This window comes from Bradyrhizobium sp. NC92 (assembly GCF_025200865.1).
GTDB lineage: Bacteria > Pseudomonadota > Alphaproteobacteria > Rhizobiales > Xanthobacteraceae > Bradyrhizobium.
The window spans coordinates 6,009,407-6,035,447 of sequence record NZ_CP104171.1; the positions used below are offsets into that span (position 1 = coordinate 6,009,407).

A 26,041-nucleotide genomic window follows, 5' to 3' on the forward strand; every position below is an offset into this window, starting at 1 on the left:
CTTCTGTTCATTTCGGGCCGGCACAATGAACAGTTCCGGGCGATTTGAGAAGCGGGTGGATTCTAGCGTCGACTTGCTCCGATTGAACCGACCAAGACCTGCATCAGCCACTCAATGCCGGCGTCTCTCATCGCCGCCTTGGTTGCGATGGCCCGGATCGTGTCCGGTTTGCGCGCGAAAGGCAGCTCGACGAACACCAAGCCGAAACGGCGCGCGTGGTGCTCCACCAATCGGCGCGGCAAGGCTGCGATCAGGTCAGACCCGGAAAGTTGGGCAAGCGCCATCATGAAATTCGGGACCGTCAAGGCGATGCGGCGTTGGAGGCCGCGCTTAGCCAACATGTCGTCGACGAAACCGCGCGGTTCACCGCTGAGAGAGACCAGCAGATGTTGCGATTGCGCGAAGGCCGCATGGGTTGGCGCTTTTGACAAGCGATGTCCCTTGCGCATGGCCAGCACAAACTCCTCCTCATAGAGGCTGCGCGCCTCGAACCGCGGTGATACCGAAGGCAGCGGCAACATTGCGACGTCCAGCTCGCGTCTTTCCAGCATGTCGAGGCATTGCTGCCAAGGCTCTCCGATCGCGCCGTCGCGCGGCGCGGGCATCAGGTGGATCAACCCGATGTCTATGTGCGGCGCGGCAGCTGCGATCGATCGCAACAGCGGACCGGTAGCCGAGACCAGCACCGCATCGGGTGCGCCAATGGTGAACCTGCGGCTGCTCTTTTCGGGGTCGAACGGCGTAGCCGAGCCGAACAGCTGTTCGACGCGCGCGATGATCTCAGCCACCGGCTCCCCTAGCTCCAAGGCCCGTGCCGTTGGAACGACGCCCTTCGGGGTCCGCAGAAACAGCGGATCGTTCAGCAGAAGCCGGAGCCGGCCGAGCGCATGGCTGACGGCCGACGGTGTCAGGCTCAGCCGAGCGGCTGCGCGCGCCACATGGCGCTCTTCCAAAACCACGCGGAAGAGCACGAGGAGATTGAGGTCGATCCTGGATAAATCAATTTGGTTCAGCATGTTGCTGAAATCATATCGCTGGATTCATCGGGATCAAGGCTCTATGGATGAGCTCGCACGTCATTCGACCAGGAGCTGTGAAATGACCAGGAGACCGCCCGGAGCGAACAAAAGCCCAGATTCTCAGCAGATCTCGCGGCGCTCGATGATGGCCGCTACGGCTGCAATTCCACTGTCCGTTCAGCTGTCGGCCGATGCGGCGGCTCAGAACGAGGCGGTAACGGCTCTCGTCGAGCGCGCTCGGCAGAAAAATGCCGCCTTCATGCGGGGCGACATGGATCGCTGGTCCAGGCTTGTTGGCATTGCGCCGGATTTCACGCTGATGCAGCCCTTCGGCGGCCCGGCAAGCCGTGGATTTGACGCCAGCCCCGAGCGCCTTGCTGCGCTATCGCGATACTTCAGGGAAGGCAAAACGGACCTCGAGGTTTTGCAGACCTATGCATCGGACGCGCTCGTCGTTCTCGTCATGGTCGAGCGCCAGCGCGCCGAGGTGGGCGGGTTGCCGGCTCAAGACTGGTCGCTGCGCGTGACCGAAGTCTACCGCAGGGACGGCACGGATTGGCAACTCGTGCACCGTCATGCGGATCCGCTGGTCCGAAGCATCACCTTGAAACAGGCGGCGATACTCGCCCGGGGCTGGCCAGAGGAAGAATGACGAAGCGCCGCAGATGAGCTGGATTCGAGCTGACGCGAGATCTTGTCCGACATGTGATGCTGCCCCCGCGATGGTTGTTGCAGCCCGTACAATGACGGGTCAGGGGAATTTGAGAAGCAGTGGGGCAGAAGTTGACGATGCAAAAATGCCGAAGAGCGCCCCTGCCCCAGGCGCTATTCAGGCTCGATGCCGAGCCCCTGGATGATCTTGCCGGACGAGACGAGCTGGTCGTCGAGGAAGCGCTTGGCGCCTGCCGCCGTCACGGCATCGCCGACACGGACATCGAAGCCGAGGGTCGGCGCGCGCTCGCGCACATCGGACGATTCCAGGGCGCGCGCAATCTCGGCGCTCAGTTTCGCGACGATGTCAGCGGGAGTACCGGCCGGGGCCATGAACATGAACCAGCCCTGGAGATCGACGCTTTGCAGCATCTCCGCAATCGCGGGAACGTCCGGCAGGGAGTCGATCCGTTTGGAACCTGCAACGGCAACAGGTCGCAGCGTACCCGCCTTGATGAAGGCCTCGGCGATCGATGCCGACTGGATCGTCACCTGGATACGTCCTGAAATGGCGTCCTGCACCGCATTCGTGGTCGTGTTGTAGGGGATGAGGACAAAACCGGTCCCGGCGCTCTTGTTGATGGCTTGAGCGATCAGGCCCGAGAGGTTGCGCGCACCGTCGACGGCGAGGCTTAGCGAACCCGGTGCCGATTTTTCCAGCTTGATCAATTCCGGCAGCGTATTGGCCTTCACCTCGGGATTGACGAGAAGGACGTGATTGCTTTTGGCCACCATCGCGACCGGGATGAAGTCTTTCACGGGATCATAGGGGAGCTTCTTGAACGTGTAGGGGTTGGTGACGAGCGCCGCCGATGTGGCGAACAGGAACGTGTAGCCATCCGGAGCCGCACGGGCGACCGCCTGTGTGCCGACGAGGTTTGCGGCACCCGGACGATTCTCGACGACGAACTGCTGCCCGAAGGTCCGCGAGAGCTTTTCGGTGATGAGGCGACACATCACGTCGGGGCTGTTGCCCGCCGGCTGAGGCACGACGACGGTCACGGGCCGCTGCGGCCACGACTGCGCGAAGGCCGGAAGAGAGCAGCAAAGCGCAACGCCGGCGAGCAGCAGACGACGGGATAATCCGGACATGGGGTGTTCCTCCCTGGAGATCCCGCTTTGCGGGCCATTTTTGGTCGTTCGCACGCCGCAGCCGTCGGCGGCAGCAATCGCTCGATCAGGTTTCGTCTGTGACGACATTCCTGAGCACGCCGAGGCGTTCGACCTCGATCTCGACGACATCGCCAGGCTTCATCCAGAGCGGCGGCTCGCGCCGCGCACCGACACCCCCCGGCGTTCCGCTGACGATGACGTCCCCGGGCTCGAGGCGCGTAAACGTGGAGCAGTATTCGATCTGACGCGGGATATCGAAGATCATCTGCTTGATCAGCGCTTCCTGCATGACTTGCCCGTTGAGGCGGGTCTGGAGCTTGAGCTCTCCGAGCGGGCCGAGCTCGTCCGGCGTCATCATCCAGGGCCCGAACGCGCCGGTATCCGGAAAATTCTTGCCTGGCGTGAATTGATGGGTGTGACGCTGGAAATCGCGGATGCTGCCGTCATTGTAGCAGGAGTATCCCGCGACATGATCCATGGCATCCGCGCGGGAGATGTAACGTCCCGCCTTGCCGATGATGACCGCGAGTTCGCCTTCGAAATCGAGATCAGTCGAGACGCGCGGCCGCACGATGGGCTGCAAATGTCCGGTCTGGCTGTTGGCATAGCGCGAGAAAATGGTGGGGTGATCGACCTCAGCGCGGCCGGTCTCCTTGCGGTGGGTCTCGTAGTTCAGGCCCACGCACAGGATCTTGTCCGGGTTCGGGATGACCGGCAGCCAGGTGACCGTTGAGATCGGAACGCCGGCGACGGAGGGCTTTGCATCCGCAACGCCGGCGAAGTCGGCGCCGATAGCGGCCTTGAGATCGGCATAGCGCGCTTTGAGTGCAGCGCCGACATCGAAAAAGGTTTCGTCCTCGACAATGCCCCAGGTGGTGCGGCCGTCGATCGCCACGGTGGCAAGCTTCACGGTATTCTCTCCATGTCAGATCGGGAATCTTGTCTTGCTCGGACGTCGCGACGACGCAACTCGATCTCGCGCAGGAGATCGCCTAGCTCGGAGGCATTGCGCACGGTTCCGAAAACGTAATGGTCTGGTCGCACGATCGCAGCGACGACACCGTGGCGGTCGAACCAGTTCGCGAGCACGCCCTCGGTCTCTTCAAGCGCATTTGGCAGACCCGCGCCGGCAGGCGCGACTGCCGCCGCCGACACGTCCGGGCGCGTGGCACAGAGCGAGAGCATGGAAGCGGCATCATCGCTGCGGCCGTCGATCAACACGCGCCAGCCGGTCCCGGTCACATCGTCCAGCAAGCGAGCGGTAGGGCCGCTCGCGATGCGCGGCTGCGGAAACAGAGTGCCACGTGCGGGCATCTCGTGCTGTGACAGGCATCCCGCGCGGAGCGGCGGAATGATTTCCTGCCGCGTCAGCAGCAGCGGCTTGCCGCCGCCGTCGGCGAGGATTTGCGCATCCCGCCGCCGGGCCGCTGCCGCATCGCGTTCGCAGATCGACTGGCCGATCGCCTTGATCTTGCCGGTCAGCTCGATGACGTGCTGCTTGCGTTCGACCGTGTAGCTGTCGAGCAGACTGTCGGAGGAGACGCCCTTGAGCACATGATCCAGCTTCCAGACCAGGTTCGTGGCGTCGCGCAAGCCCTGGCACATACCCTGGCCGATGAAGGGAGGCTGCTGATGCGCAGCATCGCCGGCGATCAGGATCCTGCCGTTGCGCCACTCGGCGGCGACGAGGGCGTGGAAACGATAGGAGGCGGCCCGCCACAATTCTCCGTCATGCGGCGTGAGCCATGGCGCGAGCAGCTTCCAGACATTGTCGGGCCGCTCCATCTGCCGCGCGTCTTCGCCTGGCAGCAGCATGATCTCCCAGCGGCGGTGGTTCTTCGGGCCGATCAGGAAGCTCACAGGGCGCGCCGGATTGCAGAACTGCGCGGAACATTGCGGCAGTCGGGCAAGCGCGTCTTCGTTCACGCGGATGTCGACCACCAGCCAGGGTTCATCGAAGATGAGGTCCTCAAGCGCGAGATCTGCGATCTGACGCACGGTGCTCGATGCGCCGTCGCAGCCGACTACGTAGCGCGCCGTCACGGAGCGGTGCTGTCCATCGCTGTTCTTCAGGCATGCTTCGACGCGATCGGGCGTTTGCACGAGACCGAGCAGCTCGACCCCGAGCTCTACCCGCACGTTGGAAAAACTGGTCGCGTGGCAGCGCAGTTCGGCCTCGACCGCGGGCTGGCTGAACACCATGCTCGGCGTGTACCCAAGCGGATAGGGCTTTGCGACCATGTCGATTCGCCGGATCAGCTGGCCGTCGACGCCAAAATGCTCCGATGCGGTGAAAGGCTCGATATAGGGCGAGATTGCATCAGTGAGCCCCATATTATCAAAGTGACGGAAAATCTCGTGATCGAGCGCGATCGCGCGCGGCTTGTCGTACACGTCGGTCAGCCGGTCAATGACCAGCGTGCGATGACCAAGGCCGCCGAGCAGGCCTGCGGCAACGGCGCCGGTCGGCCCGAAGCCGACGACGAGCACGTCGTAGTCGATGGCGCCGGCCGTATCCGTCATGTGCGCGCCGTCGCGAAGGGAACGGCGATCTGCGCCGTTTTGCAGGCGTCAGACTTGGGCGGAGCGATGCCCCATTGATCGGTTCGTCCCGGAGGCCAGACCCAATCGCTCGGCCCCTTCGCGACGTAGCTGTCGTCGATCTGCAAGACTTCGGCCGTGTATTCAATGACGCTACCAGCCGGATCGACGAAATAGGCGAACACGTTGTCGCCCGGACCGTGGCGGCCAACGCCCCAGCCGATCGGATAGCCATGATCGATCATGCGGCCGGAGGCACGCATGACGGACTCGAGATCAGGCATGAGGAAAGCCACGTGATTGAGGCCGTTGCGAGGAGCCTCCGCAAGCACGACCGCGTGGTGATCGCTGTTGCAGCACAGGAACGCCATCAGCTTGGATCGATCCGACAGCCGGAATCCCAAGGTCTCCTGGTAGAAGGCCGAAAGCTTTTCAATGCCGGCGCTGTTGATGTTGACATGCGCCAGCCGCTCGGGGCGATCCGCGATCACGCGCGCCGGCTTGGTACGGTCGCCATGAACGAACTCGATGACGCATCCCTGCGCTTCGCGAACCACGAAACTTGTCCCGCCTGACGGCGCAGGCGACGGCGCGGGTGAGCTGATCACCTCACAGCCGGCCTGCCGCGCACGCCCGAACAAGTGGTGCAGATCGTCGTGCGAGCGGGTGCGGAAGCTGATCTTGCGGAGTGACGTCGTCTCGCCCGGCGTGAGCTCGAGGACGTGGAAGTCGCTGCCCGTCGCGGCAAGGTACACCGTGTCGCCCGCTTCCGCCGCGACGTCGAGGCCCCAGACCTTGCTGTAGAACTCGACCGAGCCGGCAAGCTGCGGCGTCGTGATTTCGACGCTGCGCAGGGCCGTTACCGGAAAGGCGGACATTGGGCTTCCTTACCAAGGAACGCGAACGTCTCCCTCCTTAATATGTATAAAGTTCCACGTAAAGCAAAAATTTATAAATAATTGCCGCGAGCCGTGCTAATGTACATAAGTGCTGGAGATTCTGATGGGATGCCCATGAGCACTGACGGCCAACCGGCCACGCTGGCTACCACGATCTACGCACGCCTCAAGGCCGACATCCTGACGACGCGGCTTGAGCCCGGTCGCAAACTCCAGTCGCGCTTCCTGATGGAGCAGTACAATGTCGGGCAGACCCCGCTGCGCGAGGCGCTCAACCGCCTGACCAGCGAAGAGTTCGTCGTCGGCATGGAGCAACGCGGCTTCTACGTGAAGGAGGTCAGCAAGGAGGAGTTGCAGGAGCTGACCAAGACGCGATGCTGGGTGGAAGGCCTGGCGCTCCGCGAGTCCATGCAGAATGCGACCCAGACCTGGGAAGAGGCTCTGCTGGTTGCGCATCACAGGCTTGATCGTACGGCGCGCTCGCTCAAGCACGACACGTTCGAGGACAATCCGGATTGGGAGAAGGTGCACCGTGCCTTCCACACGACGCTGATCGGTCTTTGCGGCTCACGGCCGCTGCTCGGCTTCTGCGAGCAACTCGCCGACCGGCTCTATCGGTATCGCATGATGTCGATTGCGAAGGCCTATCCGGCACGCAAGGTCGGTGCCGAGCACACCGATATCCTTCAGGCGGTTCTCGGCAGGGACAGTGAGCGGGCCGTGCATCTGCTTCAGCAGCACTATCAGCGTACGGCCGACGTCATCTATTCCGATCTCGACGGATTGCTGGCGTAGCTTCGCATCAGGGACATGGCTCCCTCGTTCAGCGCGAGCGCTTCGGCAACGGATCACGCGGCGTGTATCAGGATCATGAACCGGTCTTCGGTCTACAGAACAGATCGAAGGCTGAGCCGAACACGTTATGTCCGTCCGGACAATTGATTCCGGCGAAACCGCCATTGGCAAACGCCATCACGCCGAAGAAGATGAGCAGGCCGGCAATGACGGCAAGTCCGAGGGTGCCTCCCTTGATCAACCGCACCCACCTGGCCCACTTTTCCTGCCGAGCGATGAAGTCTCCCAGCATCGTGATCGACAGGTGAACGGCCGCCGTGATCGCCAAAGCAATCAGGCTGACATTGCGAGCACCCGACGCCCCGATCAACGCGGTAATGCCGAAGAACAGGAATTCCACAACATACAGCAGCCCCAGCCAGTAGCAGAACACGGCTCGACCAAGGCTGCCCGGCGTCGAGATCGTGAGCAGGGTCTGAACCGCGCGACCGGCCCTTGTGACCCACATCATCCAGCTTCGCTGTCCCCGACGGTGCTGTTCCGCCTGCTCGAGGATCTGTCCGGTAATGGTCAAGGCGCGTGAGCCGGTCCGCAGCGCGACCTCGGTGCTGGGCCTGCGGTTGACGCTGTAGTACTCGCGCACATAGTTGAGCATGCCCTGGTCGCCCAGCACCTCTTTCAGCGCCTGAGCGATCTGCGTGCGGCGCTGCCCGCCCGCGGTCAGCGCCAGTTTTTGCCATAAGGCATCGAAGGCGCCTTCGAGCGTTTCATTCTTCTGCTCCGCCAGCGCCTTTGTGAAGCCGTCAACCAATTGGTCGTAACTATCCGGCTTCATCTCCTCGCGTATGATCGTACATTGCGCCTCCTTGAGGAGAGCGTCTCTGATCACCTTGTCCTCGGCGGCAGGAAACAGGGTTGCCAGTATCCGCTCGCAACCGTCCAGCCGGCCCCACATGATGTCGTTGCGCCGCCACTGCTCGTCGAGAAAGGCGCCGAAGTGAAGCACGGCAACGCCGGCGAGCTTGTGTCGCAGGCCATTGCGTTCGTCGATCAGGCTGGTGGCATCCTCCGGACTGACCCTAACGATCTCGACGGTCGAAGGCTCGCCGGTGCCTGTATCGTAGTAGAGCGGGAAGCTCGCCTGATCGTACTCGTCGAACCTCATGAAATATTCGGCCAGGAATTCGCGGAGCGCCGTCCCCTCCGGGGTGTTGAGCGCATCGACGTCCCCTGGCAAGGCCACCTTGGCGACCGCGACGCGGACCTTGGGGCCGCCTTCGTCGCTCTCCTCGCAGGCATGAAGCTCCGGGTTTCCAAGCAGGGCCTGGGGAAGCGGCATCTGGCCGCGCGGCGCCATGCCGATCACCGGCGCGTAACCGTCTTTCAACGCGCGAATGTCGCCCTCGAGCGCGACCTGAAGCTGCGTCTCGACGGCCCTCGTATATTGGAGGAGCATCTTGGCGTTGGCGAAGACGTTCTCCTGAAGCGTCCGCAGCGGACTCGGAGGCGGCAGGTCGCTCGGAAGCGGCACGGGCGTACCGGACTTGGTCGTCAACGCCTTCAATTTGGGATCCGGCTTCTGGCCAAGAATCACACGAAGCGTCTGGATCAATTCTTCATGACATGCCGACCTGCACCCGTTCTCCGGGGGCTTCAACTGCCAGGTCACGCAACGGAGCTGGGCGATGGCTTCTCCGAGCCCGCCGGCGAGGCTGTTCAACGCCGCGAGGAGCGCCAGCGTGTCCATTCGCCGGTGGGACACGTGCCTGTCCCACCGTTCCATGAGATGTGTTTCAGCATCCGACCAGGCGTTCCCGGCGCCAGGCAGCTCCGGCTTGATGAAAAGACTTCGAAGCTGATGCACCTTGCGCAGGATAAACCCGGTGCGCCTGAGCCGATACTTGACGTCGTAATCGTCCAGAAAGGCGTTGACCGACTCGGTACGACCCTTGGCGTCTTTCTCGTATTCGTAGAAATTCTCCTCGCGCCAGGCTCGCGCCAACGCGCGCAACGCGTAAAATTGGTCGGAGCGGCGGTCGATGCCCCACCAGACGGCCAATCGATCGGCGATATCGTCCGTGACGGTCATCAGCCGGAGATGACGGTATGGCAGAAACGCGACGCCGTAATAATCGACCATATGGCGCATGTCGCGCGACCGCCAGGCAGGCACCTTGCCGTCCCCGTCGAGCACGATGCGCGCGAAGGGGTCATCGTTGCGCGCTTCGATGTCGACTTCGACCTGACGCACAATCCGCTCGACCCGCTCGATGCGCCTGTTGCGCGCCAACACCGCTTCGATGTCCTCGCGGATCGTCTCATCCTGCGGGATTGTCAGCATGGCCGAGAGCGCATTGGCGAGCGCATCGGGTTTTTGGCTCGCGCTTCCCTGCTCGGTCTCGGGATGAGCGGGGGTCGGCTCGACATAGATCAGCTTGCGTTCCATCGGTAGGCTGCCGAGTCGCCATGACAGCGCATCGACGACGTAGCTGAACGGCTTGTTGTCGAGATAGCCTCCGTCGCCGAACGCGCGCTTGCGCCAACCGTCACCGTCCAGGTCCGCGATCGACAGCCCCGTGAAGAACGGCTTCCAGGCGTCGAAATTCACGCTCCCGACGGTCTGGCGCGCGTCGCACAAGCGCTGCGCGTCGGATACGGACATCGGTTCGAATGCGAATGGGAAGGATGACGTGCAACGCGCCGCAAACGCAAGAAACGGGGCGAAACTTTCGGTGAAATGGTTCTCGCCCCCGGCGGCATATTGGAAGTGATAGACCTGCTTGTAGCGCTGCTCATAGACGACCTTGTCGAACAGCCGCAACGGCACGACTGCGCCTCGAATGTCCGTCGTCGTGACGTACAGATCCAGTTCGTCGACCAGTTGAGACTCGCCCCTCGCCGTCGGCGCGACCCTCCCCTCTCTCTCCTTCTCCATTTTCTCGAAGGCATCGAGAAGCTTGACGTACATCCGATCGCTGTTCAGGAGCGACTGCGGCGCAGAACCGGTCTTGGCGAACTCCAGCCCCTCGTAGGAGGCGTTGTCGTTGAGCAGACGATTGATATCGCCCTCCTCGATCCACAACGTCTTCAATGGAGCGAACTTCTGTCCGCTGACGAGAGCTTTTGCGAGGAAAATGCCGTTGATGCCGCCAGCGGAGGTGCCCGCGAGCGAATCCACCACGAAGCGTGTGCGTTGCCCAGTCGGCAGAGTGGCCATGTCGGCGAACGGGTCACGCCCGCCGATGGTCAGATGCTCGAGATAGCGGGCGCGCAAGTTCTCGTCGCGCAGCAGCCATGACGCCTTTCGGTAGACCTCGCGCGTCCCGCGAAGATTCAGGTCATCATGCTCCTTCGGCGTCGCGCACGCCATCTCGTAGAGCTCATTCGTAACTCCGTTGATGTAGATTGCGAGCGAAACGCCACCATACATCACGATGCCGAAGCGGATCTCCCGCGAATAGAGATTATCCCCCACCCTGGGGTGACAAGCCGCAGCAACTTCCATCGCCCGCCTCGTTCAAAAAATCTTCACGCAATTCGTCGAAGCGAGGCCACCCATGGCGGCTCGCGACGTTCCCGCTAATCGGTCAGCAGCTCATTGTGCCCTTGCCACGACGCCACTGAAATTGCGCCGGGCTCCTGCACGCACACCATCGAGGTCATGCCCTCGAAATCACGATCGAAACATATGGACGCAAAATCGAACCGGCGTGGCTTGATCCTCGTACGAACCTGCCACCCATCGCAACGGCTGTATTATGATCTATCGGCAACCATTGATACAAGCCTATCCAGGCCTGATTGCGACAATTTCCGCTGAACCTGCCTGAGACAATTTGCCCGACCGTTGGCACGCGGCGGTGCCGGATCGGAGTTCACGATCGTCATGGCTGGGCCGAAGAAGCAGCACGTACAATGCGGACCGGCGCGGCGGCGGCCCCTCGTTCAGCGCGAGCGCTTCGGCAATTTCGGCAGCTTGTCGGGATTGAATGCCGGCATCTGCCCTGGTGGTTCAGGTGCGGGCGGCTGTTGTTCCGTGCGGATGAGCGTTCCGTGGAGGATCATGCCCGGCGCCTGAGGTGCCGTCGCGGTGTAGGTCGCGATCCTGCCAGGGCAGCTTCCTTCGATCGTCAGCGTCAGCTCGTCATCGTTGCCGAACACGGTGGCGCGACCGTCGGTATGACGCCTCGTCGACACGATAGCAGTGAAGCGATCTCCATCGACCTGGCAGGTGCCGTGATAGGTCATCAGGCTGTCACGGCCCCAGATCTGGCCGTCTGCGACATGGACGATCCCGGTACCCTGATCGATCGGCGTCTTGTACCAAGCCGCGTAGGTGCCGTCCTTCAACATGGGAGCAGCCTCCCCTGGTATTCCCACGCCGACAATTGGCATCATTAGCGCCAACAAACGGTTAATGACCGGGCCCGTGCCAATCCGGTCTTTTCCTTGCGCAGCTCGGCCTCGAGCTCCTCGATGATGCTGTGAAGCAGATGCACGGCAAGCGGGTCGGTCACCTCGCGCTCCAGATGCCGGTATCGCGCGATCAAAAATTCCTGCTCTCTCAACTGGTGCTCTGTCATCGGACGGGCCCTCCGACACATCGACGCACAGACGATCAAGCAGTTTCGTTAAAGTTTTCAGATCATTTGCTATGGTTTCTGACCGGTTAAGAGGCCGGCGCCGCCGACCTTCGCCCGCGGGCCTGCAACGATCGCCCGCCGTCATCCAGCGTGCCTTTGTGAAACCGCGCGCTCGGCTGGAGCAGGATCAGGCAAAGCACAACCGTTTCGGGCAAGACCCGGTGCCTCGGCCCCGCATAGAACCCGCGCCAACCCGTACAAGTACGGACCCCTGATCTCAGGCAGCAGGCGATCGGAAGGAGCCACGCAATGACCGGGAGCACCGCATCCAGGCACAATCCCGCGCCCAATGGCCGGCCACCCGTCCCTGGCGCACACCCCGCCGATGTCGCGATTTCCGAGCGGCGCGCCGCCGGGTCGGAGATGGCGCGGGTGCTCCGGACCGAACCGACCCGTATGGCCTTGGACGCCTCCGGCGCCGGCATCGCGCACTGGAATCACGACCCATTGCACGACGTCGTCGAGCCCATGAGCCACCACGTGATCATGGCGTATAACGGCGTGATACAGCGCATGGAGCGCCGGACGGGAAAATCGGTTTCGATCGGGACGTTTCGCCCCGGAGTCGTGATCATCATTCCGGAAGGATCGAGCTCCCGATGGGACATTCCGAAGCCAGTCGATGTCGTTCAGCTCTACCTTCCGAATGCGACACTGAAGCGCGTCGCCGGCGAAGCCGGAATCGCAGGGGCGACCGACCTGCTGGAGCGGACGGCGCACCCTGACCCCATCACATCGAGACTGCTGTTGAGCGCAGCGGATGCACTCGAAGGCAACGGGGTCCTGGATGCGCTGTTCCGGCATCAGGTGACGGATCTTCTCGCTACCCGCGTCCTGGCGGCGCACACAGGCACGCGGGCCACGTTCCAACCGGCCATGGGCGGGCTGGCGCCGAAGGTCCTGCTCCGCGCGATCGAACGGTTGCGCTCGGACGGCGATGCGGACGTCTCGCTCGATGCGCTGGCATCCGATGCCGGCCTCTCGCGCTTCCACTTCTGCCGCGCCTTCAAGGAGAGCACCGGGCTCTCGCCCCACGCCTGGCTGCGCCAACACCGGCTCGAGCAGGCCATGCACAAGCTGCGGGAGAGCGACGAGCCGATCGTCTCGATCGCTGCCGCGCTCGGCTATTCCTCGCAGACGGCGTTCGCGGCGGCGTTCAGGAAGCTGACCGGCGAGACGCCGAGCGATTGGCGCAGGCGCATGCGCTAGCAGCAATCGCTCGATAGCGACAGCAATCGCGCTGGGGCAGCGGCACACCCGATCGGTTAGACCATCATCATGTCCAATCCCACGACGGAGACAGATGATGATCTGGAAAGATGTCGTCCAGCGGCTGGCAACCACTTCATCACGCAAGGGTCTGGCGACCGCAATCGTGTACGGCCTTTCGCTGACTGTCCGCTTCACTTCAGCCGCCGGTGACGAGGCCGACATACAACGCGCTCATCCGGCGCTGTCTGTCGTGACCGGGGACGGGCCCCGCCTTCTCCATCAGGACTGGGGCCGCAAGCCGCCCTCCATCGTCTTTCGTCAGGGCTGGCCGCGGAGCTCGCAGTCGTCCAGCTGCCCCTTCCATTAAGCGCGCGCAAGTCCGCTTCAACCCTTGGCGCCGTTGCTGACCGCAACAGAGCCTGCCGCGAACCCGTAGCCGCGGCGGCAACGCGCCGTCGTGTCCAGGAAGATCAACCAGAGGAGACCACCAATGCGACTAGTCATCATCGGCGCCGGCTTCGCCGGCATGTATGCCGCTCTATCCGCTGCCCGCCTGCGTGACATCCAGGGAGTCTCGCCCGACGAACTCGAAATCGCGCTGGTCGGGCCCGAGCCGACGCTGGTCGTCCGCCCGCGGCTATACGAACAACATCCCGAAACCTTGACGGCACCGCTGCTCGATGTGCTCAAGGCGATCGACGTCACCTATGTTCAGGGCAGCGTCGACACGGTGGAAACCCAATCCCGCATAGTGAGGATCGCCACGGCGAAGGGCACCAAGAAGATGCTCACTTACGATCGCCTCGTGGTCGCCACCGGCAGCCGGCTGTTCCGCCCGAACATTCCGGGCCTCGCCGAGCACGGCTTCAGCGTCGATTCGCTCGACGATGCGATTGCGCTCGACAGGCATCTTCATGGCCTCGCCAAGCGGCCGGCCGTGAACGGACGCGACACGGTCGTCGTCGCCGGCGGCGGCTTCACCGGCATCGAGGCGGCCACCGAAATGCCGGCGCGGCTTCGCGCCGTCCTCGGACCGGATGCAAAGACCCGCGTCATCATCGTCGAGCGCAACAGCGCGATTGCACCCGACATGGGCGAAGGTCCGAGGCCGGTCATCGAGAGCGCACTCCAGAAGCTCGGCGTGGAAACCCGCCTCGGCGCCGGGGTGGCCTCGCTCGATGCGTCCGGCGTGACCTTGTCCAACGGTGAACACATCGAAACTGAGACCGTGATCTGGGCGGCGGGGATTCGTGCGGCCCCTTTGACGAGCCAGATTCCCGCCGAGCGCGACAATTTCGGCCGGTTGCTGGTCGACCCCTGTTTGCGGGTGCCAGGCGTCGAGGGCGTCTTCGCAACCGGCGATGCGGCCCGTGCCGCCTGCGACGACGAGGGCAATTACGCGCTGATGTCGTGCCAGCACGCCACGCGGATGGGCGCCTTTGCCGGCAACAATGCCGCCGCCGAACTGCTCGGCGTTCCGACCAGGCCGTACCACCAGAGGGCCTACGTCACCTGTCTCGATCTCGGCGAAGCCGGCGCACTGTTCACGCGCGGCTGGGAGCGCAAGGTCGAGATGGTCGGCGACGTCGCCAAGAAGACCAAGCAAGAGATCAACACCGTCTGGATCTATCCGCCGAAGGCCGAACGCGCCGCCGCGCTCGCATCGGCCGATCCGGAACGCGTGACCAGCCTCTAACGCACGACGCCATGACGGCCGCGCTCCCTGGCTGCGCGGCCTGATCAACAAGATCAGCCAGCAGCATGAAACAGGAGAACAACATGAACCTCCACAACACCTCATACGCCGCGAAACCCGAAGAGCTCGTGCCGTCGCGCTACGCGCTCAAGATCGGTGAGATCGACGTGCTCGTGGTCAGCGACGGCGTTCTGCCGCTGCCGACCACCATGTTGGCGCACAACGCCGCCCCGGCCGAGCGTGCGGCCTGGCTGCGTGACATGTTCCTGCCGCCTGATGCTTTCGACTGGGCACTGAATGCGGTCATGGTGCGAAGCCGCGGCAAGACCATTCTCATTGACGCCGGCCTCGGCTCCGACCCGAACTTGCACTTGCCGCGGGCCGGGCAGTTGATCAAGCGACTGGAGGCGGCCGGCATCGATCTTTCCTCCGTGACCGATCTGGTGCTCACCCACATGCACATGGACCACATCGGCGGGTTGCTCGTCGACGGTGTGAAGCAGCGGCTGCGCCCCGACCTGCGGATCCACGTCGCGGCGGCGGAGGTCAAGTTCTGGGAAGCACCTGATTTCTCTCACACCAACATGCCTCAGGGCTTCCCCGATGCGCTGCGGGCGACCGCCAAGCAGTTCGTGAAAGCCTATGGCAGTCAGCTCAGGCCGTTCGATGAGGCGCACGAGGTTGCGCCGGGCGTCGTCGCACGGCGCACCGGCGGTCACACTCCCGGGCACAGCGTGGTTCGCATCGCGTCCGGCGGCGAGGCGCTGACGTTTGCCGGCGACGCCGTGTTCGCCGTCGGGTTCGACCAGCCCGACTGGCACAACGGTTTCGAACACGATCCCGAGGAGGCGGCGCGCGTGCGTACCCGTCTTCTGCAGGAGCTTGCCAAGACTGGCGAGATGCTGGTGGCCACGCACCTGCCGTTCCCGTCGGTCGGACGGGTCGCGGTGGATGGCGACGCCTTCCGCTGGGTGCCGGTGTTCTGGGACTACTGAGCCGAGTGGACGCTGCGCTTCCTTCTCCTCCTTTGGGAGGAGGAGGCGTCAGCGCCTGCTGCAACTCAGAACGAATGCCCTTGGCCGTGCCGGGCTGACCGAGCGCGGACCTACTTGATAACGCAGTCTGATTTTGCATGTGGTGAGCCATTGGCGAGCGCATGCCGCCTCATCTCGTGAGGCACGACATCACCTCAGCGCCGAGGTTGGCGTCCGGACCGTTGCTTCCAATTGCGCGCCCCGCGGGCTTCTGCTAGCTTGAGGTACGCGCCTCATTTCACCTCGCCGGCCGGGTCGGTGACCCGCCTCTGCCGCAACGATGCGGGTGGCGGCCGATTGCCGCGCCGCCGGGGGTGAGGCATGCGCCCAATCTGGGCTCAAGCAGAGTTGGCCATCAAAAAGGGCCGACCGCCTTAGGGGAGGATGATATGCAGCGTCTCTTGGTTGCAGGTGCGTCTATTGCCTTCGCGATTGCAGCGGGGTTCGGCTCGGCCGATGCGGCGGACAAGAAGGTTCTGGCCTTCGTCGTCAATGGCGCATCCGACTTCTGGAAGATCGCCGAGGCCGGGATGAAGAAGGCGCAGGGCGAGTTGCCCAACTACGAGCTCCAGTTCAAATATCCGGAACAGGCTGCGGCCGCCGTGCAGCAGCGCGTGATGGACGACCTCGTCGCCGCCGGTGCCGCCGGCATCATGGTCAGCGCTGTCGATCCGAAGAACCAGACCGAGCACCTCAACAAGGTTGCGTCCCAGACGGTGCTGTTCACCACCGACAGCGACGCGCCGCAATCCAAGCGCGTGGCCTATATCGGCTCTTCCAACACCGACCTCGGCAAGGAGGCAGGAAAGCTGATGGTCAAGGCGCTGCCGAACGGCGGCAAATGCGTCGGCTTCGTCGGCCTGCCCGGCGCCGACAATGCGCGCGAGCGCATCGAAGGCGTGAAGGAGACGATCAAGGGCTCGAAGGTCGAGCTCGTCGACGTTCGCGGCGACGAGATCGACCAGACCCGCGCCAAGCGCAATGTCGAGGACATCCTCGCGGCCATGCCCGATGTGAGCTGCCTCGTCGGCTTCTACTCCTACAATACGCCGCGGATCTACGAGGTGCTCAAGGAGGCCGGCAAGCTCGACAAGATCAAGATCATCGGCTTTGACGAGGATCCGATCACGCTCGGCGGCGTCAAGGAAGGCAGCATCGTCGGCACGGTGGTGCAGCAGCCGTTCGAGTGGGGCTATCAGGGCATGAAGCTGATGGCGAACTACATCGGCGGCAACAAGTCCGGCATTCCGGCCAACGGCATCATCATCGTGCCCGGCAAGGTCATCGAAAAGGCGAATGTCGACGAGTTCATGGCCTCGATGAAGCAGATGCTGAAAAAGTAGGAGATATCCGCGCTGCCCGCCGCGCAGCCTACCATGCCAGAACCGTTCCTCGAGCTGGTCGACATCAGCAAGAGCTATCCAGGCGTGGTCGCCCTCGACCACGTCGGTCTCCAGGTGTCGCCCGGCGAGGTCGTTGCGCTGATCGGCGAGAACGGCGCCGGCAAGTCGACGCTGATGCGCGTGCTCGGCGGGGTCGTCGAGCCGAGCGGCGGCGTCATCCGTGTCGACGGCGTCGCGCGAGGCTCGCTCACCGTGGCGGACGCGATCAAGGCGGGCATCGCCTTCGTCCATCAGGAACTGAACCTCTTCGACAATCTCGATGTCGCCGGCAACGTCTTCATCGGCCGCGAGCCTGTGCACGGCGGGCCCTTGCGGCTGATCGACCGCAAACGGATGTATGCCGATGTCGCGCCGTTGCTGGAGCGGCTCGGCTGCGATTTCGCGGCCGATGCGCCGCTCGCCGAACTGTCGCTGGCGCAGCGCCAACTCGTCGAGATCATGAAGGCGCTTTCGCTCGATGCTCGTCTCGTCATCATGGACGAGCCGACCTCGAGCCTGACACTCGCCGAGACGGACCGCCTGATGCGGACCGTGGCCAGCCTGAAAGCCCACGGAGTCAGCGTCATCTTCATCACGCATCGGCTCAACGAGGTGATGCAATGCGCCGACCGCGCGGTCGTGCTGCGCGACGGGCGCGTGGTCGGCGCACTGACACGTGCGGGACTCTCTCCGGCGGCGATGATTCGCCTGATGATCGGCCGCGACCTGAAATCGCTCTACGTTCCGCCGGCCGCGCCGCCTGGCGACAGCGTGCTCGATATCGTCGATGCGGTCACCGACACCTATCCCGGCCGCGCCGTGAGCCTGTCGGTCCGCCGCGGCGAGATCCTCGGACTTGCCGGTCTCGTCGGGTCCGGCCGCACGGAGCTCGCGCGCGCCCTCTTCGGCATCGACCGATTGCGCGGCGGCGCGATACGACTCGATGGCGAGCCGATCCGGATCGCAAGCCCGCGGGCCGCCATCGAGCAAGGCATCTATCTTGTTCCGGAGGACCGCAAGGGCGCGGGCCTGCTGCTCGACGTCTCGATCACCGAAAACATCTCGCTGCCGGATCTGGCCTCCTATATGCGCTTCTGGCTGGTGGATAGCGCGCGCGAGAACGAGAATGCGGTGCGTCAGCGCGAGCGCCTCAAGATCCGCGCGCCCGACGTCAAGACCGTCGTCGGCTCTTTGTCGGGCGGAAACCAGCAGAAGGTCGTGCTCGCCAAATGGCTATCGATGCAGCCGAAGGTGCTGATTGTCGACGAGCCGACGCGCGGGGTCGATGTCGGAGCCAAGCAGGAGATCTACGGCATGCTGCGCCGCCTGACCGATGCCGGCGTGGCGATCCTGATGATCTCCAGCGACATGGAGGAGGTGATCGGCGTCAGCGACCGCCTCGCGGTCATGCATGAGGGCGCGATCTCGGGCTTCCTTGATCGCAGCCAGTTCAGTGAGCACAATGTGCTGCAGCTTGCCGTTGGCCACACAATCGCGGCGGAGGGACCTTGAGCAAGAAAGACCTGAGCCTTCTCGTTCTGATTCTGGTGGTCGGGACCGTCGTCGCCCTGATCAATCCGAGATTCCTGTTCGTGGGCAATCTCTCCAACACCGCCAACCAGATCGGGCTGTTCGGCATCTTCTCCATCGCGGAAGCCTTCATCATCATCATCGGCGGGATCGAGCTGTCGGTCGGTTCGGTGATCGCACTGCTGGGGGTCCTGTTCATCGACCTCATCGTCAATCACGACGTCAACTGGGTGGTAGCCCTCGCGATGATCGTCGCGGCCGGGCTCGTGATCGGCCTCGTCCATGGCACGCTGGCAACCCGGATGCGGATCCAGCCTTTCGTTGTCACGCTGTGCGGCCTCCTGATCTATCGCGGCGCGGCGCGTTATTACACCGAGGACGCGACGGCTGGCTTCGGCTTCGGCGCGAGCTTTCCGACGCTGGAATGGCTGGCCGCCGGCCGCACCAACGTGCTCGGCTTTCCGCTGCCGCACAGCGTGGTGGCGCTCGCCGTGGTGGCCGTGATCGCCTGGGTGGTGCTTCACCGCTCGGTGTTCGGCCGCTATCTCTTTGCCGTCGGCAAGAACGAGGAAGCGGCACGCTATTCCGGCATTCGCACCAACCGCGTGATCGTCTCGGCCTATGTCATCTGTGGCGGGCTGACAGCGTTTTCGGCAATCCTGATCGCGATGTATACCCGTTCGATTTCCCCCGCCGTGCACGGCTCGTTCTACGAGCTCTACGCCATCGCCGCCGCCGTGCTCGGCGGCTGCTCCTTGCGCGGCGGCGAAGGCTCGATCATCGGTGTCGTGCTCGGCACCGTGCTGCTCCAGGTGCTGCAGAATCTGGTCAACCTGCTGGGCATTCCGAGCTCGCTCAATTTCGCGGTGATGGGAACGGTCATCCTGATCGGCGTGCTCGGAGATCAGTATCTCGTGCACCGACGCCAACGCGTGGGAGTGGCCAAAGGCCGGGAGCAGGCGAGCGTCGCTGCGGCGCCGCTCGAGCGAGTGAAGGTGGAGTGAAGGCGAGGGTTTCGCGGGCCTGTCGTCGACATAGACGGCCATCCAAGAGAGGACGCTCCAAAATATCTAGAACGTCACCCGCATCCCCGCGTAGAACGCGCGCGGCCGTGCCGGGCTGAGCGAGCGCGGGTCGGTGAAGGCATTGCCGCCGTTGGTGAAGTTGGGCAAGGCCCCGGTATCGAAGAACTGCCCGTAGGTCGCGTAGCGCTTGTCGAAGATGTTGTCGACGCGGCCATAGAGCTGGATGTTCTTCGTCACCTGGTAGGAGGTGTGGAGATTGAACACCGTGTAGGACGGCAGTTTCGCGAACTGGTTCGACTCGTCGCCGACGAGATATTGGCTGGAGACGAACAGCGCGTTGCCGCCGACCTTCCAGACGTCGGTCACGGCGTAGTCGACGCCGACCTTGACGCGGTGGCGCGGGATCGCGGGGATCTGGTTGCCGGGCCTGACCTGGATGGTGTCGGTGGCAGGGTCTCTGAACGGGCTCTCCGAGCCGAGCTCGAGCGGATCAAGGAAGCGCGCATCGACGAACGCATAGCTCGCCTGGACCTGCAGCGTGGGCGACTTGATGCTGACTTCGGCTTCGAGCCCCTGCCGCCGGGTGCGGCCGACATTGGAGAAATAGCCGAAGCCGGTCCGCCCGACGACGGGCACCGCTACGATGTCGTCATAATTGGTGGCACGGAAGCCGCCGACCTTCCATCCGAGCGTGCCGATGTTCAGCTCCTTGGTGCCGCGAAAACCGGCTTCCACGGTCTTGGAGACGACCTGCTTCAACGGCGGATCCGCGACCAGAAACGCCGCGAGCAGGCAGGGCCTGGCGGGATCGGCGCAGCCGAGCTCGAGCGGCGTCGGCACGCGATTGGCCTCGGAATAGCCGGCATAGGCGGTCAGCTCGGGCGTGATCTTGTAGGTGCCGCCGATGATCGGGTTGAAGCGGGTGTAGGTGTGATCGCCGTTGAGCGCGGTGCCGAGCTGGTCCTCCAGCGAGATCCGCGCCACGTTGAAGCGACCGCCGCCCGTGATGGCGAAAGCATCCGTGACGTTGAACGTGTCCATCGCATAGAGGCCGTTGTACTGGTTGACGGTCCGCAGCGAGACGGGGCCGGCGACCGGGTTTGCCGTGGGAGTCGGGCCCAGGAAGACGCCGCTGCCGCTGACGACGTAGTTCTCTCCGATCGAGCCGATCTCGGCGGTGGCGTTGTAGCGCGTGACACTGGCATCGTAGGTGGCGCCGATCACGAAGCGGTTGTCGTGGCCGAACAGCTGATCGGTGTTGGTCGCCTGCCCCGACACGCCGAGGGTGGTCGAACGGATCGAGCCCCGGTCGATCTCGCCGAGGATGGTGCCCGGCGCGAAGGGATTGGCAAGCTGCACGCCACCCGCGCCGTTCGCGGCGGTGGTGTCATTGCCGAAGCACAGCAGCGCCGGGTCCGCACCGCACTCCTGCACGTCGGTCGGGTTGCCGTCGACCACCTTCTGCTCGTACCTGCGCACGTGGGCGGTGCCTTCGAGCGTCCAGGTCGGCGTCGCCTCGACCTTGCCGGTCAGGTTGAGATAGCCGACGCGATTGGAGGTGGTCTGCGGCGTGGTGTAGGTCGCGCCCCAATATTTGTCGAGCAGCTCGGCCGGCACGGTGGCGCTGGCGCCGAAATCGTTCCTGGCGACGCCCATATTGGCGTGGAATTCGCTGTCGCCGGCCCTGTAGCCGACGTCGCCGTAGAAGCGCCGCACCGTCGATTGGGAAAAATTGCGGAAGCCGTTGTCGCGCAGGCCTTCGAGCGCGGCATAGACGGCGTAGTTCTGGTCGACCTGCTTGCCCCATTGCGCCGAGCCCTGGACGCGGCCGAACGATCCGCCCATGAGGTCGAGCTCGGTGCCCTGAGAGGTGAAGCCGTCCTTCATTTGCAGGTTGATCGCGCCGCCGAGCGCGTTGAGGCCGAAGGCCGGGTTGTTGGTCACCAGCGTCACCGACCTGATCGCCGCGGTGGGGATCAGGTCCCAATTGACGGCATCCGAGAACGCCTCGTTGATGCGGACGCCGTTCTGATACACCGCAAGGCCTTGCGGCGTGCCGGTCACGGGCGATGCGACGAAGCCGTGGAATTCGACATCCGGCTGGAACGGATTGCCGGTGACCTCGCTGATGTTGACGCCGGCGATGTTGTCGCGCAGCGCGTCCGCGACGTTCAGCGAACCCGTGCGCCTGATCTGGTTGGCATCGACCGCATTGATCGCCGACGGGACCTTGTCGACGTCGAGACCGCGGCCGATGCCCGGCGAGGTCGGATAGACGTAGATCCGTGTCCTCGGCGCGGCGGACGACGGCGCCCCCACGCGCGCAACCGGTCGCGACGGCGCCGCGCGCCGCGTCGCCGGCGGTGGTGCGGAGACCTCGACCGGCGGCAGGTTCTGGACGTTGGTCTCCTCGTCCGGCGCGGCCCCGGCAGGGCTCGCAAACACCAAGCCCGATGCCAGCCCGGTCGACACCGAGGCCATCAACAAACCACGCTTGAACGAATCAACCTTGCCCATCCCCGCCTTCCCATCCGCGACCACCGGCTGTTTTGATTTCCGCCGATTGGTCGAGGCGAGTTTATTCGGCCGCATTGGGGACGCCAGCCACAAAAGGTCGGGTCCAATCCGCACCCGTTTTCCCGACCAAATCGGGAATTTTTCCCGATCGTTTCGGGTGCGATCAGGTTGCCGCCGTCGGCACCAGCGCTTCCACGGTCACACCACTGTCACCGGAGACCACATTGAGCGTGCCCCCCAGCGCCAGGATCCGCTCGCGCATGCCGACGAGGCCGAAGCCGAGCTTCTGGCCCGGCTCCATGCCGCGACCGTTGTCGCTGACCCGCACCCGGGCACAGCCGCGGCCGCCGGCCTGCTCCACCGGCTCGATGACGACGCTGACCGAGGTCGCGCCGGCGTGGCGGAACACATTGGTGAGCGCCTCCTGCACGATGCGGTAGATGGTGAGATCGGCGGTCTCGCCGGTTGCGCCCAGCGCCGGCGAGATCGAGGTCTCGATCGCGACGTCGGGACGCGACTCCCGCCACAGCCGCGACAGGGATTCGAGCGCCTGGCGCAGGCCGAGCTCGGCAAGGCCCACGGGCCGAAGCCGCTCCAGCACGCGGCGGTTGAACTGCTGAAGTGCATTGATCTGCTCCAGCATGGCGCTGCCGTGTTTTCGCACCGCATCCGCACTCGGCTCGCGTCCGTCCGCCTGCTTCGCCAGCGCGCTCGCATGCGCGCGGAGCGAGAACAGATAGGGCCCGAACTCGTCGTGCAGCTCGCGCGCGATCTCCTTGCGCTCGATGTCCTGCAGCGACACGGCACGCTCGGCAAGGCGCCGCTTCTCCTCGACCGCTTCACCGAGTGTCGCGGCAAGATGGTTGAGCCTGGTGCAGATCGCGGCAAGCTCCGGCGCGCCGCCCGGCGCGACACGGGCCTCGTAATGTCCGCTTTCGAGCTTGCCCATGGCCTCCGCCAGCGACTGCAGCGGTGCCAGGGCACGGCCGACCACCTTCATCATCAGGAAAAACAGCGCGAGCGCGACCACCGAGCCGACCTCGAGCTGGGTCACGATGCCGTCCCAGATCTCGGCGATCTCGTCGTCGGGGTGCGAGGTGATCACGAGCGAGCCGGGCTTGCCGCGGATCGAGACCGGCACGCTGACCGCGGTCTGCTCGGGATGAACCAGGCTGACGAACCAGGCCGGCGGGCCGCGCGCGTCGCCATCGGCGCCAAGCCGGGGCGCCGTCAGCGGGTTCCCACCGGAATCGTGCAGCGCGATGCTGACATGGCGCAGGCGGCTGAGATCGCGGGCGATCTGGTTCAGCCTGGCATCCGGATCGGGCGCCTCGTTGAGATCGGCAACGATCATCTCGATGAATTCGCGCGCGAGGCGGATTACGCTCTGGTCCTCGGCCTGCACGCGCGGGCCGGCCTCGGCGACCTGGCGGCCGATATTGACCGCGAGCCCCAGTGCCAGCAGCAACGCCAGCAAGAGATTGATGCGCCCGCGCAAGGAAAGATTTTGCCACATTGGTCTCGCTCGTGCCTCGCGAAGGGTTGGCCACGCCTGTCCGATGACGTTGACAGAGCCGAACCGCCCGATATCTAATCGGAAGCGTACAGCAATCCCGGCCGGGTTGCATGAGGCGACACGAGACGCGCGTCTTGTCCGGTCAGCCTCGTGCGGCGCAGAACAGGCAAGCTCCAGGGGACGTGGCTGTCGCGAGGAACGCCCATGCGCATTCTGATCGTCGACGATCATCCCATCGTCGCCTCCGGCTGCCGTGCCGTGCTGGCCGACGAAGGCGAGATCGAGATTCTTGAGGCCGCCGACGCCGAGGACGGCGAGTGCGTCTTCATCGTCGAACGTCCAGACCTCTGCATCATCGACATCAATCTGCCGACCGTCTCCGGATTCGAGCTCGCGCGCCGCATCCTCGAGCGTGCGCCCGAGGCTCGCATCATCATGTTCAGCATGAATGACGACCCCGCCTTCGCCGCGCGCGCGATCGAGTGCGGCGCCAAGGGCTACGTCTCCAAGACCGGCGACCCCGACGACCTCGTCGAGGCGATCCGCGCCGTCGGAAGCGGCGGCACCTACCTTCCGACCGCGATCGCGCGCAGCATCGCCTTTGCGGGGCCGACGCTGGCGCAAAACCCGCTGTCGAAGCTGAACGCGCGCGAGATGGAGATCCTGCGGCTGCTCAGCGCCGGCAAGAGCCTGTCCGAGATCGCCTGGCTGGTGCAATCGTCCTACAAGACGGTCGCCAATACCTCGTCCATCATGCGTCAGAAGCTCGGGGTGAAGACCTCGGTCGAACTGGTGCGGCTGGCGATCGACAGCGGCGTCGCCTGACGACGCCACAAATTCAGTCACACAAGCGTTGCAATCTTGATGTGGTGAGATGCCACGGAGTCTTTCGGCATGACGATTCAGACTGTCTCGACCAACAAATCCCATGGCGGCGTGCAGGGCGTCTATCGCCACGCCAGCCAGGCGACCGGAACCGACATGGTGTTCTCGGTCTATATCCCGCCACATGCGGACGGCGCCAAACTGCCCGTGGTCTGGTACCTGTCCGGGCTCACCTGCACGCATGCCAACGTCACCGAGAAGGGCGAATTCCGCAAGGCTTGCGCCGAGCTCGGCCTGATCTTCGTCGCGCCCGACACCTCACCCCGCGGGCCCGACGTGCCAGGCGATGCCAACAACGCCTATGATTTCGGCCTCGGGGCCGGCTTCTATGTCGACGCCACGCAAGAGCCGTTCGCGCGCAACTATCGCATGTGGAGCTACGTCACGGACGAGCTGCCGAAGCTCGTGGCGGAGAACTTCCCGGTCGATGCCAGGCGGCAATCGGTGATGGGGCACTCGATGGGCGGCCACGGCGCGTTGACGGTGGCGCTACGCAACCCGCACCGCTTTCGCGCAGCCAGCGCGTTTGCCCCGATCGTGGCGCCCTCGCTCGTGCCTTGGGGCATCAAGGCGCTGTCCGGCTATCTCGGGCCGAACAAGGATTCCTGGCGCAACCACGACACGGTGGCGCTGATCGAGGACGGCGCCAAGTTCTCCGGCTTCCTGGTCGACGTCGGCGAGGCCGACAATTTCCTGAAGGAGCAGCTCAAGCCGGAGCTGCTCGAGGCCGCCTGCGCCAAGGCCGGCATCCCGCTGACGCTGCGGCGCCAGGCGGGCTACGACCACAGCTATTATTTCATCTCGACCTTCATGAGCGACCACCTGCACTGGCATGCGGCAAGATTGACGGCGTGATCTTGCTCTCTCCTCCCCCTCTCCCCGTTCTTACGGGGAGAGGCGAAGACCTCATGGCTTACCGTAATTCGGCGCCAGCAGGCGGTTGCGGATGAGATAGCTCATGGTGCGCGACCAGGATTCATCCGTGTTGCCGCGCATGTCGGCGCTGGCGGCGGTGATCATGTTGCCGGTCTTCACATCGCGCAGATAGACGTTGAGATTGATGATCAGGTTCGAGACCTTTTGCACGAGGCCGGTGATCTCCAAATCGGCACCGAGCTGCCCGGCGAGCTTGAGGTCGCAGCCGCCGCAGGCCTGCAGGTTCGCGTGACGCGCGGCCTCCCGCACCGGCGCGATGTCGAGCACCTGGAACTTGCCCGACTCTGCCAATTCCTTGCGCAGCTGCTCGCTGATGCGCACGAGTCGCGCCTCTTCCGGCTTGGAGCCGTAGAACTCGCCCGGCAGGCTGGTGTCGATCAGCTCGAAATCGAACACCGCGAGTTTTGGCGGGTCGGCGAGCGCGGCCGCGCCCGTCAACAGCAAAGCCGCGATCGCCAACAATGCTCGCATGATCGTTATTCCCGGCCGTGCGCGCGCGGGGACGAAATGCGGGGTTGCATGGCCTGACAATTTGGTCATGCTTGAAGCAGAGACAATTCTTCACCGGCGGTCAAGCCGGGGAGATC

Annotated in this window: 22 protein-coding genes; 11 read left to right on the plus strand and 11 right to left on the minus strand. The window is 64.2% G+C overall.

What is annotated here, in order from left to right; genetic code table 11:
• Window positions 1–62: 62 nt before the first annotated feature.
• Window positions 63–1,016, minus strand: a complete 954-nt coding sequence (locus N2602_RS28385; RefSeq protein WP_260380143.1) for a LysR family transcriptional regulator — start codon at window positions 1,014–1,016, stop codon at window positions 63–65.
• Between the two features lie 82 nt (window positions 1,017–1,098).
• Between N2602_RS28385 and N2602_RS28390 the strand changes: the two genes are divergently transcribed.
• Complete coding sequence (locus tag N2602_RS28390) at window positions 1,099–1,671, plus strand: nuclear transport factor 2 family protein (RefSeq protein WP_260380144.1); 573 nt, start codon at window positions 1,099–1,101, stop codon at window positions 1,669–1,671.
• Between the two features lie 173 nt (window positions 1,672–1,844).
• On the opposite strand, the gene N2602_RS28395 is transcribed toward N2602_RS28390, so the two are convergent.
• The 4 genes from N2602_RS28395 to N2602_RS28410 all read right to left on the minus strand — a co-directional run bounded on the left by N2602_RS28395 (window position 1,845) and on the right by N2602_RS28410 (window position 6,262).
• Window positions 1,845–2,822, minus strand: a complete 978-nt coding sequence (locus N2602_RS28395; protein WP_260380145.1) for a tripartite tricarboxylate transporter substrate binding protein — start codon at window positions 2,820–2,822, stop codon at window positions 1,845–1,847.
• An 85-nt stretch (window positions 2,823–2,907) separates the two neighbouring features.
• Window positions 2,908–3,753, minus strand: a complete 846-nt coding sequence (locus N2602_RS28400) for a fumarylacetoacetate hydrolase family protein (protein WP_260380146.1) — start codon at window positions 3,751–3,753, stop codon at window positions 2,908–2,910.
• The gene (locus N2602_RS28405) at window positions 3,750–5,366 is read right to left on the minus strand and encodes a bifunctional 3-(3-hydroxy-phenyl)propionate/3-hydroxycinnamic acid hydroxylase (protein ID WP_260380147.1); all 1,617 of its coding nucleotides are present in this window, start codon (window positions 5,364–5,366) and stop codon (window positions 3,750–3,752) included. The genes N2602_RS28400 and N2602_RS28405 overlap by 4 nt, the downstream gene beginning before the upstream one ends.
• Window positions 5,363–6,262 (minus strand): VOC family protein, encoded by a 900-nt coding sequence (locus N2602_RS28410; protein ID WP_260380148.1) that lies wholly within the window; start codon window positions 6,260–6,262, stop codon window positions 5,363–5,365. Before N2602_RS28410 ends, N2602_RS28405 begins: the two co-directional genes overlap by 4 nt.
• 135 nt (window positions 6,263–6,397) lie before the next feature.
• Here N2602_RS28410 and N2602_RS28415 point away from each other — a divergent pair, with 135 nt between their 5' ends.
• The gene (locus tag N2602_RS28415; RefSeq protein WP_246570757.1) at window positions 6,398–7,078 is read left to right on the plus strand and encodes a GntR family transcriptional regulator; all 681 of its coding nucleotides are present in this window, start codon (window positions 6,398–6,400) and stop codon (window positions 7,076–7,078) included.
• A 73-nt stretch (window positions 7,079–7,151) separates the two neighbouring features.
• Here N2602_RS28415 and N2602_RS28420 read toward each other — a convergent pair whose 3' ends face one another.
• From N2602_RS28420 to N2602_RS28430, 3 genes are all read right to left on the minus strand, one after another.
• The gene (locus N2602_RS28420) at window positions 7,152–10,583 is read right to left on the minus strand and encodes a patatin-like protein (protein WP_260380149.1); all 3,432 of its coding nucleotides are present in this window, start codon (window positions 10,581–10,583) and stop codon (window positions 7,152–7,154) included.
• 440 nt (window positions 10,584–11,023) lie between these two features.
• Window positions 11,024–11,431: a hypothetical protein gene (locus N2602_RS28425; RefSeq protein WP_172785546.1), complete on the minus strand. Its 408-nt coding sequence runs from the start codon at window positions 11,429–11,431 to the stop codon at window positions 11,024–11,026.
• Between the two features lie 44 nt (window positions 11,432–11,475).
• Window positions 11,476–11,661 carry a hypothetical protein gene (locus N2602_RS28430; RefSeq protein WP_260380150.1) on the minus strand — a complete coding sequence of 62 codons (186 nt, stop codon included), beginning with the start codon at window positions 11,659–11,661 and terminating at the stop codon, window positions 11,476–11,478.
• A 309-nt stretch (window positions 11,662–11,970) separates the two neighbouring features.
• Between N2602_RS28430 and N2602_RS28435 the strand changes: the two genes are divergently transcribed.
• From N2602_RS28435 to N2602_RS28465, 7 genes are all read left to right on the plus strand, one after another.
• Complete coding sequence (locus N2602_RS28435) at window positions 11,971–12,930, plus strand: AraC family transcriptional regulator (protein WP_260380151.1); 960 nt, start codon at window positions 11,971–11,973, stop codon at window positions 12,928–12,930.
• Window positions 12,931–13,027: 97 nt separating this feature from the next.
• Window positions 13,028–13,300, plus strand: a complete 273-nt coding sequence (locus N2602_RS28440) for a hypothetical protein (RefSeq protein ID WP_260380152.1) — start codon at window positions 13,028–13,030, stop codon at window positions 13,298–13,300.
• Window positions 13,301–13,423: 123 nt separating this feature from the next.
• On the plus strand, window positions 13,424–14,629 hold the full coding sequence (locus N2602_RS28445) for an NAD(P)/FAD-dependent oxidoreductase (protein ID WP_260380153.1): 1,206 nt from the start codon (window positions 13,424–13,426) through the stop codon (window positions 14,627–14,629).
• Between the two features lie 83 nt (window positions 14,630–14,712).
• Complete coding sequence (locus N2602_RS28450) at window positions 14,713–15,624, plus strand: MBL fold metallo-hydrolase (protein WP_260380154.1); 912 nt, start codon at window positions 14,713–14,715, stop codon at window positions 15,622–15,624.
• A gap of 428 nt (window positions 15,625–16,052) precedes the next feature.
• Window positions 16,053–17,006 carry a sugar-binding protein gene (locus N2602_RS28455; RefSeq protein ID WP_172785552.1) on the plus strand — a complete coding sequence of 318 codons (954 nt, stop codon included), beginning with the start codon at window positions 16,053–16,055 and terminating at the stop codon, window positions 17,004–17,006.
• A gap of 33 nt (window positions 17,007–17,039) precedes the next feature.
• Entirely contained in the window at window positions 17,040–18,557 is a 1,518-nt protein-coding gene (locus N2602_RS28460) for a sugar ABC transporter ATP-binding protein (protein ID WP_260380155.1), read from the plus strand.
• Window positions 18,554–19,579 (plus strand): ABC transporter permease, encoded by a 1,026-nt coding sequence (locus N2602_RS28465; protein WP_212255287.1) that lies wholly within the window; start codon window positions 18,554–18,556, stop codon window positions 19,577–19,579. Before N2602_RS28460 ends, N2602_RS28465 begins: the two co-directional genes overlap by 4 nt.
• A gap of 66 nt (window positions 19,580–19,645) precedes the next feature.
• Here N2602_RS28465 and N2602_RS28470 read toward each other — a convergent pair whose 3' ends face one another.
• Window positions 19,646–22,117 carry a TonB-dependent receptor gene (locus N2602_RS28470; protein WP_260380156.1) on the minus strand — a complete coding sequence of 824 codons (2,472 nt, stop codon included), beginning with the start codon at window positions 22,115–22,117 and terminating at the stop codon, window positions 19,646–19,648.
• Between the two features lie 163 nt (window positions 22,118–22,280).
• Window positions 22,281–23,633: a histidine kinase gene (locus tag N2602_RS28475; RefSeq protein ID WP_260380157.1), complete on the minus strand. Its 1,353-nt coding sequence runs from the start codon at window positions 23,631–23,633 to the stop codon at window positions 22,281–22,283.
• A 204-nt stretch (window positions 23,634–23,837) separates the two neighbouring features.
• Between N2602_RS28475 and N2602_RS28480 the strand changes: the two genes are divergently transcribed.
• The gene (locus N2602_RS28480; RefSeq protein WP_036007891.1) at window positions 23,838–24,458 is read left to right on the plus strand and encodes a response regulator transcription factor; all 621 of its coding nucleotides are present in this window, start codon (window positions 23,838–23,840) and stop codon (window positions 24,456–24,458) included.
• A gap of 69 nt (window positions 24,459–24,527) precedes the next feature.
• Window positions 24,528–25,373: an S-formylglutathione hydrolase gene (gene fghA, locus N2602_RS28485; RefSeq protein WP_172785557.1), complete on the plus strand. Its 846-nt coding sequence runs from the start codon at window positions 24,528–24,530 to the stop codon at window positions 25,371–25,373.
• 51 nt (window positions 25,374–25,424) lie between these two features.
• On the opposite strand, the gene N2602_RS28490 is transcribed toward fghA, so the two are convergent.
• The gene (locus tag N2602_RS28490; RefSeq protein ID WP_172785558.1) at window positions 25,425–25,994 is read right to left on the minus strand and encodes a DUF3280 domain-containing protein; all 570 of its coding nucleotides are present in this window, start codon (window positions 25,992–25,994) and stop codon (window positions 25,425–25,427) included.
• Window positions 25,995–26,041 lie beyond the last annotated feature (47 nt).